The sequence below is a fragment of the Corynebacterium neomassiliense genome (genome assembly GCF_900626215.1).
Taxonomy (GTDB): Bacteria; Actinomycetota; Actinomycetes; order Mycobacteriales; family Mycobacteriaceae; genus Corynebacterium; species Corynebacterium neomassiliense.
This window is the reverse complement of sequence record NZ_LR131106.1, coordinates 1-12578: the sequence shown is the minus strand read 5'-3', so window position 1 is coordinate 12578 and position 12578 is coordinate 1. Positions and strand designations below refer to the sequence as shown.

Below are 12578 nucleotides of genomic sequence, written 5' to 3'. Positions count from 1 at the left end.
CTGCAGAGGAGATTACGGTGAATCTGTGTCACCACCGTCTACCCTCGGTTACTCCCGGGTAAAAGAAACAGAAGTCAATTGTTTCCGGCAGTGGAAGGTGAGGAATCAGTGACGGTATTGTCCCGGAGCCAGGCCATGGCGTCATCCCGCCATTCCACGAAGCCCTTGTAGGTGGCAATATCCTCCGGAAGTTCTTCGACGATGTCGGCGAGCTGTTCCGCCCATTCCGGCACCGCCGCGATCTCGGCCAGAGACGCCATGTAGGTGCGGATGCTGAACAGGTGCGCCCCGGTGACCGGGAGGCGGACGAAGTGCTCGAGCTCGATGCGCAGCTGCACCCTGCCCCAGTCCCTGTCTGCGACGATCCTGGCAGGCTCCCATCCCCACCGGTCATAGGTCTCCAGGCTCGCGTCCATCCGTCTGGAACCTATTCCGGAGAATGTCCAGTTCACCCGACGGTAGATCTTCTCCCCCGTCATCAGCATCATGAACTTCTCCGCACGCGACGTGATTCCCTCGCCCGTGAACCTCGGAATCGGGCCGTGAATTTCACGGAAACTCATTCCCACGTCGAATTTCACCGACCAGTCGTTGGCGAATGTCACCAGACCTGCGTCGAGAAAAATCTGGCCCTCCCGTTCCGTCGCGAGAAGAAGATCCTCCGGAACCTGGCGGCCGATGAAGAGCAGCGGATTCTCCGGCAGGGAGCTGTCGTCACCGAAGACGAAGGTCTGGTCGATGTCCAGCAGGTCGTTACGCCACCTGTACTCCCCCGCACCGGTACCGTCACCGATCCGTTCGAGGTGCATGGTACCCGGGTGGTCGGCGTCGAGCTGGGTCATCAGCCACAGCATCACGTCCCAGCAGGCGGGTCCCATGTGGTCGGCGACAGCAAGCCTGCCCGGGTCGGCACTCAGCACATTCTCCCTGGCGCGGATCAGCGCCGGATAGTCGTCGTCGATCGCGATAATCTCACGACCCCACTCCCCCGCCGCTGTGGGCTGGGGCAGACGGGCCTCCCCGACGTTGACCGAATAGCGGAAGGACCGTTCATCCCCGGAGAAAGGCCAGGGAAAAGTGGCCAGGCGGTCGGAAGGCAGTTTCACGGGTGTGGTGTTCACGGCAGGGATACCTCCAGAATTCCGTCCCCGGTTCCCCGGGACACGCAGGTGAGAATACAGTCGCCGGCGTCACGCTCGGCGTCGTCGAGCACATGGTCGCGGTGTTCGATGGTCGCGCCACGGGCAGGTAGGCGGCACTGGCCGCACACTCCCTGCCGACACAGGTAGGGAACGCGGCGTCCTTCCTCGAGGAGGGAATCGAGCAGGCTGACCCCGGGCGGCACTTTCCGGGTGACCCCCTCCGGGTCCCCCTCCACCCGGTACTCGAAGGCGTTCCCCGGTGCGAGGTCCGAGACACCGAAGTGCTCCCAGTTCAGCCGCTCCTCCGGCCAGCCCTGGCTCTTGGCCACGCTGCGGTACAGTTCGATCATCCCGTCCGGACCGCAGGCATAGGCCCGGGTCCCCAGGGGCTGACGCTGGAAACGGTCCGTGAGCACCGCGGTCAGTTCGTCCCGGTGCCCCACCTCGGTGAATCGTCCTCCCGCCCTGTCGACCAGCTCCCGCAGCTCGCGGGAGAAGGCGTCCTCCGGCGCGGAGTGGCTGTAGACGACCTCGAGATCCCAGCCGTGGAAGACCGCCGCGCGGGCGTAGGAGACCACGGGGGTCACGCCGATGCCGCCGGCGACAAGGAAGACGCGCCGTTGACTGAGATCGGGAAGGAATGCGTTTTCAGGACCACGTACCTCCACGGTGTCCCCGACACGGAGGTTGTCGTGGATCCACCGGGATCCCCCGCTCTGACCGAGGACGCCGATGACGTACTCCACCGGGGCCACACCCAACCCGGTCAGAGAGTAGGCGTTCCATTTGCCGCCTGCATTGACCTGCAGGTTCGCGCCCGGGGAGTATCCGGGGAGCTGACGGCCGTCCGGGGCGGCGAAGTGGAGCACCCTCACCCGTTCGGTGGGCTGTTCCACGGCGGTGACGACCAGCTCGCACACCCGGGAGTCAACGGTGAAAGGACGGGGCCTGCCTGTGCCCGTCACCGGGCCGGCCTTCACTGTGGTGTTCGCGGTACCGTTCATGTCAGCTCTCCTGCCGTGGCGTCCGAGCCCAGGTAACGGGCGCGGGAACTGTTGACGTGGGGGTGGATGTCGAGCAACCGGCCGCAACCTGCACAGGTGACGGTTCCGCCCGGGGCCGCCGCCGGGGACAGAGTCTCCGCCTCACAGTGGACGCAGAACACGATCAGCGGCACCGGGTCCCCGGAGATCCCCGGTGAGGTGGCGACCGCACGTATCTCGGAGCGCAGCAGTCCGCATTCCAGGGCGGCGGCGGTGACGGTGAGTACCTGCCATTCAGTTCCCGTGACCAGCAGGCGCAGCCCCACGGTGGCGGTGTCGAGCATCCTCCGGAGCTGGGAGAGGCCGGTGAGGCCCCGTTCTTCGGCGGTGTGCACGGGTACAGGGGCGCAGAGACGGGGGGCACGGACCCTGACCTGGAGTGGTTCGATGCCACGGGAGCGCAGTTCCCGCAACCAGTGGTCGCCGGCACCGGCGTCCCCGTCACAGATGACGAGCATCTGTTCGCTGGAGGTGTCGTCGACCGGGGGCGGCGCGGGGGCCCAGCGGGGCAGACTGGTGGCCGGCGGGGAGGGGTCCCGCGGGTTCCGGCCGGTGGTGTGCAGTGGTGCTGTGGTGATCTCTGCTGTGGTCATGGGTTCATTGTCATGAATAACCGTTTCATGTTGTGAGCCTTACCGTTAAAGGTCGGTGACGACGGCCCGCCCTTCCCGAAACACTGCCGACACCTCGGCGTCCGTCACCGGACCGGCCGGCGGAAACCGCCGGTGCTACCGGTGAGCCGCCGGACCAGTCCCCCTGACCCACCTCAGGGGCAGACATGCCCCGAGGGGACCGGGTTGCACACCCGGTCCCCTCGGACCATCCACCGCAGCCGTCACCGCAGCTGTCGGTCATCCTGTCTGCTGTCCTGCCGGCGATCCCAGCGACGGTCCACGGTCAGGCCAGCACGGGCTTGTCCCAGAGGTTGAGCACCTGGCCGATGTTCTTCTCCTCGGCGGTCGCGTAGAGGTCGGTGGCCCAGGCGACATCCTCGACAGGCATTCCGCCGACGGAGTAAAGGGTCACCGTCTCCGGATCCCAGCCCGGGGCCTTACCCTCGGCGACATCGGCGACAACCTCGATCTTGGACTTCTCCAGCTTCCCCTCGCGGACCAGGTCGTACCACCTGGTGCCCGGGATGCCGAGCAACACGAACGCCTGGTCACCGTACTCCTCCTCCCATGCCTCGTAGAGGCCGTAGGCGTCGAGGACCAGGCGGGCGTCGCCGGCGAGGAACTCGTCGTCGAAACGCGCAGCGGCGGGGGCTGCGACGAGGCAGCCCGGCTTGAGCCACTCCTGCCTGAAGTACGGGAAGGCGGAGGGACCCGCCGCGTCAGTGGTGGTGGCGGCCATGACGATGTCGGCGTCCTTCACCGCTTCCTCGATGGAGTCACATCCGATGACCTCGACCTGCGGGTACTTCTCCTTGAGGAAGGCGGCGAAGGCGTCCACGCCGCGCTGGCTGCGTCCCTTCACCTTCACGGTGGTGATCCCCGGACGCAGTGCCAGGATGGCGTCGGTGTTGGTCCTGGCCATGACGCCGGGGCCGACGACCGCGAGGACCGTGGAGTCCGGGTTGGACAGGTACTTCACGCCCACTCCGGGGACGCCGCCGGTGCGCACTGCGGAGAGGAGGTTGGCGCTCATGATCGCCTTGGGGGCACCGGTCACGGTGTCGTTGAGCACGAAGATGTGGATGGACCGGGGAAGTCCGTGTTCACGGTTCTCGGCGTTGGAGCCGTACCACTTGACCCCGGTGTTGTTGAACCGGCCGCCGAGGTAGGCGGGCATGGCCATGAACCGGCGGTCAGGGCCGTCAGCGGGCATGCCCGGGAACTCCGGGTGCTCCGGGAAGGAGATCATGGCGCCGTGGGAGTTGTGGTTGAGACCTGCCATCCGGTAGTCACCCTTGTTGAGCAGGATGAGGGTCTCCTCCATCACGTCGACGCAGCGGGCGATGTCGAGGACACCGGCTTCGATCATGTCGGGTTCACTGAGGTAGCGGAAGTTGATGGCGGTGCCGTCAATGGTCATTCGGGGTTCTCCTTGCGATTCCCTGGAGTGGCTGAGGTTGAACACTATGAAACTTACGGACGGGTGTTTTCCGACCGGTCAAGGGTTTGTTTCGCATCTGTTAATGATCGGAGTGTTCGTCGTCCCCGCCGGTCAGCACGGCCAGGGAACGCACCAGCGCCCGCAGTCCCGCCAGGACATCCGCATCCGAGGCATCCTCCATCATCGAGTGGGAGACCCCGTGCGGGGAACGGACGAAGAGCATTGACGTCGGCATCACCGGCGCCAGGATTCCGGAGTCGTGACCGGCCTGCGTCGGAACCTCCGGGGCCGGCTCCCCGGCCGCCGCCGCCAGCTTCCCGTGGAGTTCACGCAGGGAGGCGTCGAACTCGACCACCGGCGCATGGGAGATCTTCCTGACCGTCACGGTCACCCCGTGCTCCGCCGCCGCGGTCCCCGCCGCCCGGGAGACACGGTCAACCATCGCAGTGAGGACGCCGTCAGTGGCGGCCCGGGCGTCCAGCAGGGCCACAACGGTCGCCGGAACCACGTTCGGGCCACCCGGCTCCACCCTGAACCTGCCGAAGGTGGCCCGGGCATCCAGGTCCGCGGCTGCCTCACGGGCGGCCAGCACGGTGGCGGCGAAAGGAAGGGAGGCGTCCTTCCTGTCCTGCAGGCGGGCGGTACCGGCATGGTCGGCAAGCCCCTCGAAGACGAACTCCCACCGCCCGTGCGGCCAGATCTCCGAGGCCACCCCCACCGGCGCGCCGATGACGTCGAGCTGCCTGCCCTGCTCGATGTGGACCTCGACCTGGACACCTGACCTGGCTATCTCCGCGTCGTCCCGGCCGATCCCGGTGGGGTCTGCGCCGGCGTCCCGCATGGCCTGCGCCAGGGTCACCCCGTCGGAGTCTGTGAGCTCCCGGGCCTTCGAGGGGTCGAGCGCTCCCGCCATCAGCTTGGACCCCAGACAGGCCACGCCGAAACGGGTGCCCTCCTCGTCCATGTAGTCGACGACACCGAGGGGCTTCCGCCGGCGGTAGGCGTCGTACCCCGACGGTCCTTCCCGTCGCCCCTGCAGCTCGGCGGCCGCGAGTGCGTCCACCGCGAGGAATCCGAGCACCACCCCGAGAGGACCGTCCCATTTCCCCCCGTCCGCCACCGAGTCGAGGTGGGATCCGGTGACCACTCCGGAGGTACCGTCCTCCGGGCGTCCTCCCCACCAGGCACGGATGTTGCCGTTGGCGTCGGTGTGGACGTCCATGCCGCGGGAGGACGCCTGGGCGCTGAACCATGCCCGCAGGGCGGCGTCCTCGTCGGTCCACGAGTAGCGGCGCGTACCCGTGGGGTGGACCCCGATCGCGTCGAGTTCGCTCCACATCGTGTGGAAGGTCTCCAGGGCGGCGTCACCGTCAAGTTCTGCGGCGATGCGGGCGGCGGCCGGGATATCAGTCATCGTTCGTTCTTCCTGTCGTTACATTCCGGTAACATCGCGGTAGTTTCATGTCAGTTGTCGTCGATTCACAGCAAGAATCTCGCTCCACAGTACGCCTCCCCCACAGACAGGACAACACTTCATGAGCAGCGCAGGAAGCACCTCCGGCACGCCGACCGGCGTCACGGACAACTACGACTATGTCATCGTCGGCGGCGGTCTCGAAGGCCTCGCCATAGCCTGGGGCCTGACCTCCCGCGGACAGAAGAGCGTCCTCGTCATCGAACGCGACCAGCTCTGCGGAGGAATGACCGGCAAGTCCTCCGGAGTCGTCAGGGCGCACTACGGCACACCCTCCGTCGCGAAGATGGGGTGGAAGGGAACCCAGTTCTTCCACCGGGCCAAGGAGATCCTCGGCGACGACTGCGGATTCCGCAACTGCGGCTACATGGTCGCCGTCGGCGAGGAGAACGTCGGCAACCTCGAAGCCACCATCGACATGCAGCACGGCCTCGGCATCGACGTCGAGTACATCAGCGGCGACAAAGCCCGCGAACTGTGGCCGGGCCTCTACGTCGACGACTTCGCCAGAATCGCCTATGAACCCCTGGGAGGACGCGGAGACGCCCCCATGCTCGGCATGGCGTTCTCCGTCGTGGCCCGCCGGCAGGGCGCCAAGATCCGCCAGGGTACGGAGGTGACCGGATTCACCCGCGAATCCGGTGAGGACGGAGCCCGCGTCACCGGAGTGACCCTCGCCGACGGATCCACCGTCGGAGCAGGCCAGGTGATCCTCGCCACCGGGGCATGGGCCTCCCGCCTCGGGGACGCCGTCGGGCTGGACATCCCGGTGCGCGCCCAGCGGGCACAGCTGATGCTCGTCAGTCCCGGCGAGGCCCTCCCCCACGTCCCCGTGCTCTCCGATCTCGTCAGCCTGCAGTACCTCGCCGGCGAGCCCAACGGCGACATCCTCTGCGGCAACTCCGACCACGAGGAACCGCACTGGGCAGATCCCGACAACTACCCCAACCGTGCAGACGACGACTTCATCGAGTGGACCATCGGCAAGCTCATGCACCGACTGCCGGACATGCCCGATCCCGGCCTGACCAGCACCTACGCCGGCTGCTACGACACCACCCCGGACTACAACCCCATCATGGGCCCCTCCGGTATCGACGGTCTCTTCCTCGCCGTGGGCTTCTCCGGGCACGGCTTCAAGATCGCACCGGCCGTCGCCGAGTTCGTCGCCGACCTCCTGCTTGACGGGGAATCCTCCGACCCGGACGTGCCGGCCTCGGACTTCCGTCTGTCCCGCTTCGCCGAAGGCGACCTCACCCGCAGCCTGCACCCGTACATCGGCGCCGGCGAGATGAGGTAGCCCGGTCACCGACGGTCTGTCTGTCCTGAGGATTGTCCACGGTACGGCTACGATCAGTGCCCATGACCGAACACACTGACCCCGCCGACGCCGTCCCTGACCACGAGATCACGGATCCGACGACACCCGTCGAGGACAGGTCCATCGAGGTCGGTCTCGGACACAGGGTCCGCGCCCTGCGCACCTCCCGGGGCATGTCGGTGGCGGCACTGTCGGAGCGGGCGGGTCTGTCCAAGGCGATGCTGTCGAAGATCGAGAACGCGCAGACGTCCTGTTCCCTGACTTCGGTGGCCAACCTCGCCGCCGCCCTGGATGTCCCGGTCGCCACCCTGTTCCGGGACTCCACCGTGGAACGCCCGGTCGCCTACACTCCGGCCGGCAAGGGCACGATCATCAACGGACGCGGGACCAGACACAACCACATATATGAGCTTCTCGGTTCTTTCCGTGGACACGGGGGTACAGCCTCCGGGCCGCATCTGGAACCGGTTCTCGTCACCCTCAACGACCGTTCGGAGACGTACCCGCGGTTCCAGCACCCCGGAACCGAGGTGCTGTACATGCTCGACGGCGACATGACCTACCGCTACCAGGAGACCGACTACCGGCTCCGGCCCGGGGACGCTCTCCTCCTCGACGGCGAGGGGGTGCACGGCCCCACCGAACTCAATGAACTTCCCATCCGGTTCCTCGCGATCACCGCCTACCCGGCAGACAGTCCCCAAGACTGATCTACAGAGCCTGACCTACAGGGCCTGAATCAGAGGACCGATCCCCCGGGCCCGGCCGCGAACGCCCCGGACCGACTCTCCCATGCAGACTCTCCCGGACAGACTCTCCCGGACAGACAAGGAGCACCGAACGTGACCAGCCAGCCCACCAGCCCTGCTCTCCACGTCGAGGTGTTCCACCCGGTCAGCTCCAGACCCGGTGACCCGGAGTTCCACCACCTGCTCCTGCAGCTCAACGACGGTGTCCGGACCGCAGTCTCCTCCCTGGGGTGGAGCTGCCACTTCACCGCCTCCGGCGAGGTCGGTACCGACGCCGCTCTCGCCGCGGCACGGGCGGCGGATGTCACGGTGGTGATGGGCGGGGAGGACGTCACCCCCACCCTCTACGGTGCCGGTGCCGACTACGAGGACGCCGGGAGCCACCACCCCGCCGCCGACATCGTGGAGATCGCGGTGATCCGCGACGCCGTGGCCCGCAGGACGCCACTGCTCGGCATCTGCCGTGGTCTGCAGCTGATCAATGTCGCACAGGGTGGCACCCTGGTCCAGCATCTGGAGACAACCCACCTTCACCGGTCCGACTCCGGCGACGACCCGTTCGTCACGACCGCGGTTTTCCCGGTCCCCGGGACGGACACCGACGGCCTGGACCTGGATTCACCGGTGCGCTGCACCCACCACCAGGCTGTCGGAGTTCTCGGACGGGATCTGACGGTGGTGGCCCGCGCCGCCGACGGGGTGGTCGAGGCTGTCCTCCACGACCACGCCCCTGTCACCGGGGTGCAGTGGCATCCTGAGCATCCCGACGTCGCCACCACACAGCTGGCGCACCTGCTGCTGCGGATGGGCGGGCAGCGGGAGCGTCAGCTCAGTCAGTCGGATGTTGTCGCATCCTGAGTTCTGAGGCGGTGGCCCGCAGATCCAGGGTCAGTTCCCTGACCCCGGGGGAGGTGGCGTCCTGCCCAGGGCGGGTTCCGGCGGAGGCGCCGCCGCGACCACCGCCGGTGGATCTGACCTCCACGGTCGCGGTGCTGTCGCAGTCGATGTCACTGAGTTTCACGTCCGTGCAGTTCACCCGGATGCGGTAGGCGGGTCCGGCCGTCGACTCCGGAATCTCCAGTCGGACACTGCTGAACCGGCTGTCGAGGGTGAGTACGGCCCTGTCGCGGTCCGCAGGGAACTCCACCCCGGTGAGATCGACGACCACGTCGGAGAACAGTGCCTCCACCGTGCGGTCCCGGTCCAGGTCGGGGACCTGGACGGCACTACCGGTGAAGCTCCGGGTCATCGTCGCCCCGTCTGGCGTGTCCGCCGTCCCGGAGTCCCTGCCGACACCTGCCCACAGTGCCACGACCACCACGACACCTGCGGCAGCCACCAGGGTGACGCCGGCCAGTACCGTCCGCACCAGGCGTCTCCACGGGCCGGGTCGGCGGGTCCTGCTGCCGGTGGTCCCTGTCCCGGCGGCTCTGCTTCCGGGGCCTCCCGGGTCAGCTTCGGCCGTGCCTCCCGACTGTCCTGTACCGGGGTCGGGGTCCGGCGGGTCGGGAAGGTCCCAGGCGAACGGTGCCGCCCCCAACGGATCCCACGACGGCGGAGTGGTCCGCGGCGGGGCGAAGCCGTCGGCCGGGGTCAGTGACCCGAGGTCCGGGACAGCCGTCACCGGGTCGGCCGCGGACCCGGTGGCCCCTGCCCTGGCCTCAGTGGTCCCGTGGCCTGTCAGGTCTCCCGGGGGTTCCGGAAGCCGCTGGTGCAGAAGCCACCAGACCACCCCGGTGACCAGTGCTCCTCCAAGAACTCCGCCGAGTGTCACCCCGCTGCTGCCGAGTCCTCCCAGCACGAGCATCACCACAACCACCAGGCCGGTGCGTACGCCGACTTTCCGGTCGACGGCGTAGCGGGGGTCAGTGACGTTCTTCATCAGGATCTCGGCCGGGGACAGGGGGACGCCGTAGCGCGGGAACACCAGTAACGCCGCCAGGTAGACCCACAGTCCGAGTCCTCCGAGGAACACGCTGAGCCCGAGTACGACCCGGACCAGTACCGGGGATATCTGGTACCTGACTGCGATCCCCTCGCACACCCCGAACAGCCAGCTGTGGGGTGACTGGTCCCGTGGCAGGCGTCGTGGCCGGGAGTCCCACATGCGTCGGAATTGGTTCTCGAGGTTGTCGTCCATGGGACCTACCTTTCCTGTCGGCGGGGTGTCCGCGCATCGGGGAGCACCCTGATATTCCCCCGGCTGTCCGGCCGGCCCTGTCGACCTCCGGTCGACGGTGCGGCCCTGTCGACCTCCGGTCGACGGTGCGGCCCTGTCGACCTCCGGTCGAGGGGGCGGAGCCGGTCGACGGCGGTCGGGGCCGTAGGCTGCCACGTGTCGTCGGGGTGAGATTCAGGGTGATCCCTGATGCCGTGGGGGTGTCCGGCTGGCACCCTGGACACCATGACCGGTCGCATGTCCCCCGCCCCAGCTTCTCCGGCGCCGGAACTCCACCGGGTGAGGCGGGGCCGTGTGCTGTCGGGGGTGTGCACCGGGTTGGCCGCGCATCTGGGCGTCTCCCCCAGATCGGTACGGATCGCCTTCGTCCTCGCATGCCTGGCTTTCGGCAGTGGGGCGATGGCCTATGCGGCGCTGACCGCGCTGACGGTCCAGGTGGATTCGGCGGATCAGGCGACCAATCCTCCGGCGGCCCGTAGGGGTGGCGGCTGTGACCGGGTCGCGGGGACGGTGGACCGTCTCCTGGTTCCGGTGGGTGTCCTGGTGTGCGGGGCCGGGGTGGGGGTGTCTTTCACCCTCGGAGTGTCCTCTGTGCTCGTCATCGCCGGCGCTGTTCTCGTATGGAGGACGTTCGGTCCTGATCCTGCGGGTCTCCCGGCCAGGTTGCCGGGGAGGACGCCCGGACGCTCCCCCGGTGTCTCCCAGTGGGCCGCACTTCTCGGTGGGCTGCTGCTGGTCACCGCCGGGCCGGGGTTCTGGGCGTGGCGGACCTGGGGGGCCGAGGGGTCGGGTCCTTTCCTCCCCGCACTTGTCGCCGCGGTGGTCCTCGTCACCGGGGTTCTTGTTGTTCTCATTCCTCTCTGGCTGAAGCTGTGGAGCACCGCCGAGGCCGCCGCCCGCGAACGTGCTGCTGATGAGGAGCGTGCACGGATTGCCGCGAGGATCCATGATTCGGTGCTGCAGACTCTGACTGTGGTCCAGCGGAAGTCCGACCAGGCGGAGATTGTGAGGCTGGCACGTACCCAGGAGCGCCAGTTGCGCCAGTGGTTGTTCGGTGCCGGTGAGTCGGTGTCCACCGGGACTGTTTTCGGTGGTCTGCGGGTCGCGTGCGGGGAGGTGGAGGACATGTACGGGGTGCAGATCCGTCCGGTGACCGTCGGTGAGGACCGGGTGGTCACCGCAGCCTCCATGGAGCTGCTGCGGGCGGCCCGCGAGGCGATGGTGAATGCGGCACGCCATTCCGGCTGTGACGAGGTCAACGTGTTCTGCGAGACAGGTGATGATGCGACCGACATCTACGTCCACGACCGTGGGCCGGGATTCCGTCTTGAGGATGTGCCGCCGGACAGGCACGGGGTCCGCGGGTCCGTCATCGCGAGGATGAAGGACGCCGGGGGCAGTGCGACGGTTGATTCCGGTACCTTCGGCACCGAAGTGACGCTTCACCTTCCGACGACCGATACGGGGCAGTGATGATCAGGGTGTTTCTGGTTGACGACCATTCCATCGTGCGTGCGGGGGTGCGTTCGGAACTCGATGCCGTCGCCGATCTGGAGGTTGTCGGGGAGGCGGGAACGGTCGGTGACGCTGTCGCCGGCATCGCAGGGCTGGGCCCGGACGTGGTCGTCCTGGACGTCCACATGCCTGACGGCGGTGGGTTGGCGGTGATCCGGTCCTCCCTCGCTCCGGACGGCGACGCCGTAGCGCATCCTGCCGGGTCACCGGACACACAGCCGGGTGGCACCACCCCCCGTTTTCTCGGGCTGTCCGTGTCTGACCAGCCGGCTGACGTCATAGCGCTGATCCGCGCGGGTGCGAGGGGCTATGTCACCAAGAGCATCGGAGGCGAGGAGCTCGCGGACGCGGTGCGCCGGGTGCATTCCGGGGACGCCGTGTTCTCCCCCAGGCTGGCCGGCTATGTTCTGGACGCCTTCACTTCGGGGTCTCACGGGAACCGTGCCGCAGCGGCAGCGGGTACTGACGTGGCTACCGACGTCGACGCCCCACGGCCGCGTGCTGCCGGGTCGGGTGGGCGGTCCACTGACATGCCGGGCGGTGGCAGGCAGGTCCCGTCCCAGATGGACGAGGGATCGGAGGGCGGGGCTGCACCGGTCCTGGTGGACGCGCTGACACCGCGGGAGACGGAGGTCATGAGACTTCTGGCGCGGGGGTACACCTACCGCGAGATGGCGGAGAGGCTGTTCATCTCGGTGAAGACCGTGGAGACCCATGTCTCCCATGTGCTGCGTAAGACACAGCATAGCAACAGGCATCAGCTGTCACGTTGGGTGACCGACAACCGGTTGGGGTGACTGTCCCCCGTCCCCCGGGGGCACCTATACCGGACGGCGGGCAGCGACACTCCTCCCACCCCGGTGGGGTGAATTGTGGGTAAACACCACACACAAAAAAAGAGTGCACAGGCACAGGAACCGACCAACCATCCACACAGGACAGTCAACCAGACCCCGCACCCACACACCCTCAACAACAACAAAGAATGATGCCGGCAGTGACCTACTCTCCCACACCCTCCCAGGTGCAGTACCATCGGCGCAGGCAGGCTTAGCTTCCGGGTTCGGAAAGGGACCGGGCGTGACCCCACCGCTGAAACC

The 12578-nt window shown here is 67.5% G+C and carries 11 protein-coding genes and 1 rRNA gene; 5 read left to right on the top strand and 7 right to left on the bottom strand.

Features of this window, described 5'->3' with window-relative positions; all coding sequences use genetic code 11:
- Nucleotides 1-74: 74 nt before the first annotated feature.
- The 5 genes from E0E18_RS00060 to E0E18_RS00040 all read right to left on the bottom strand — a co-directional run bounded on the left by E0E18_RS00060 (nucleotide 75) and on the right by E0E18_RS00040 (nucleotide 5654).
- Nucleotides 75-1121, bottom strand: a complete 1047-nt coding sequence (locus tag E0E18_RS00060) for a heme-dependent oxidative N-demethylase family protein (RefSeq protein ID WP_237559555.1) — start codon at nucleotides 1119-1121, stop codon at nucleotides 75-77.
- A complete protein-coding gene (locus tag E0E18_RS00055) occupies nucleotides 1118-2146 on the bottom strand; it encodes a PDR/VanB family oxidoreductase (RefSeq protein WP_237559554.1) in 1029 nt (342 codons plus the stop codon). Before E0E18_RS00055 ends, E0E18_RS00060 begins: the two co-directional genes overlap by 4 nt.
- Complete coding sequence (locus E0E18_RS00050) at nucleotides 2143-2778, bottom strand: dimethylamine monooxygenase subunit DmmA family protein (RefSeq protein ID WP_227871004.1); 636 nt, start codon at nucleotides 2776-2778, stop codon at nucleotides 2143-2145. The genes E0E18_RS00055 and E0E18_RS00050 overlap by 4 nt, the downstream gene beginning before the upstream one ends.
- A 304-nt stretch (nucleotides 2779-3082) precedes the next feature.
- Nucleotides 3083-4219 (bottom strand): ornithine cyclodeaminase family protein, encoded by a 1137-nt coding sequence (locus tag E0E18_RS00045; RefSeq protein ID WP_066589312.1) that lies wholly within the window; start codon nucleotides 4217-4219, stop codon nucleotides 3083-3085.
- 100 nt (nucleotides 4220-4319) lie between these two features.
- Nucleotides 4320-5654: an allantoate amidohydrolase gene (locus E0E18_RS00040; RefSeq protein ID WP_110481587.1), complete on the bottom strand. Its 1335-nt coding sequence runs from the start codon at nucleotides 5652-5654 to the stop codon at nucleotides 4320-4322.
- A 121-nt stretch (nucleotides 5655-5775) separates the two neighbouring features.
- Here E0E18_RS00040 and E0E18_RS00035 point away from each other — a divergent pair, with 121 nt between their 5' ends.
- From E0E18_RS00035 to E0E18_RS00025, 3 genes are all read left to right on the top strand, one after another.
- Nucleotides 5776-7014: an NAD(P)/FAD-dependent oxidoreductase gene (locus tag E0E18_RS00035; protein ID WP_066589318.1), complete on the top strand. Its 1239-nt coding sequence runs from the start codon at nucleotides 5776-5778 to the stop codon at nucleotides 7012-7014.
- 62 nt (nucleotides 7015-7076) lie between these two features.
- Complete coding sequence (locus E0E18_RS00030; protein WP_066589321.1) at nucleotides 7077-7745, top strand: helix-turn-helix domain-containing protein; 669 nt, start codon at nucleotides 7077-7079, stop codon at nucleotides 7743-7745.
- Nucleotides 7746-7877: 132 nt separating this feature from the next.
- The gene (locus E0E18_RS00025; protein ID WP_066589326.1) at nucleotides 7878-8642 is read left to right on the top strand and encodes a gamma-glutamyl-gamma-aminobutyrate hydrolase family protein; all 765 of its coding nucleotides are present in this window, start codon (nucleotides 7878-7880) and stop codon (nucleotides 8640-8642) included.
- Here E0E18_RS00025 and E0E18_RS00020 read toward each other — a convergent pair.
- Nucleotides 8614-9924 (bottom strand): PspC domain-containing protein, encoded by a 1311-nt coding sequence (locus tag E0E18_RS00020; protein ID WP_130839029.1) that lies wholly within the window; start codon nucleotides 9922-9924, stop codon nucleotides 8614-8616. The two genes, E0E18_RS00025 and E0E18_RS00020, sit on opposite strands and share 29 nt — an antisense overlap.
- A gap of 264 nt (nucleotides 9925-10188) precedes the next feature.
- Here E0E18_RS00020 and E0E18_RS00015 point away from each other — a divergent pair, with 264 nt between their 5' ends.
- Nucleotides 10189-11436, top strand: coding sequence for an ATP-binding protein (locus E0E18_RS00015; RefSeq protein WP_161972223.1), 1248 nt, complete (start codon nucleotides 10189-10191; stop codon nucleotides 11434-11436).
- Nucleotides 11436-12275, top strand: a complete 840-nt coding sequence (locus tag E0E18_RS00010; RefSeq protein WP_130839027.1) for a response regulator transcription factor — start codon at nucleotides 11436-11438, stop codon at nucleotides 12273-12275. Before E0E18_RS00015 ends, E0E18_RS00010 begins: the two co-directional genes overlap by 1 nt.
- 192 nt (nucleotides 12276-12467) lie before the next feature.
- Here E0E18_RS00010 and rrf read toward each other — a convergent pair.
- Nucleotides 12468-12578, bottom strand: a 5S ribosomal RNA gene (rrf, locus tag E0E18_RS00005); the annotation flags it as partial.

Excerpts from the sequence above, each read along its gene's own strand:
- E0E18_RS00055 (WP_237559554.1), bottom strand. The coding sequence starts at position 2,146 with ATGAACGGTACCGCGAACACCACAGTGAAGGCCGGCCCGGTGACGGGC.
- E0E18_RS00050 (WP_227871004.1), bottom strand. The coding sequence starts at position 2,778 with ATGACCACAGCAGAGATCACCACAGCACCACTGCACACCACCGGCCGG.
- E0E18_RS00045 (WP_066589312.1), bottom strand. The coding sequence starts at position 4,219 with ATGACCATTGACGGCACCGCCATCAACTTCCGCTACCTCAGTGAACCC.
- E0E18_RS00040 (WP_110481587.1), bottom strand. The coding sequence starts at position 5,654 with ATGACTGATATCCCGGCCGCCGCCCGCATCGCCGCAGAACTTGACGGT.
- E0E18_RS00035 (WP_066589318.1), top strand. The coding sequence starts at position 5,776 with ATGAGCAGCGCAGGAAGCACCTCCGGCACGCCGACCGGCGTCACGGAC.
- E0E18_RS00030 (WP_066589321.1), top strand. The coding sequence starts at position 7,077 with ATGACCGAACACACTGACCCCGCCGACGCCGTCCCTGACCACGAGATC.
- E0E18_RS00020 (WP_130839029.1), bottom strand. The coding sequence starts at position 9,924 with ATGGACGACAACCTCGAGAACCAATTCCGACGCATGTGGGACTCCCGG.
- E0E18_RS00015 (WP_161972223.1), top strand. The coding sequence starts at position 10,189 with ATGACCGGTCGCATGTCCCCCGCCCCAGCTTCTCCGGCGCCGGAACTC.
- E0E18_RS00010 (WP_130839027.1), top strand. The coding sequence starts at position 11,436 with ATGATCAGGGTGTTTCTGGTTGACGACCATTCCATCGTGCGTGCGGGG.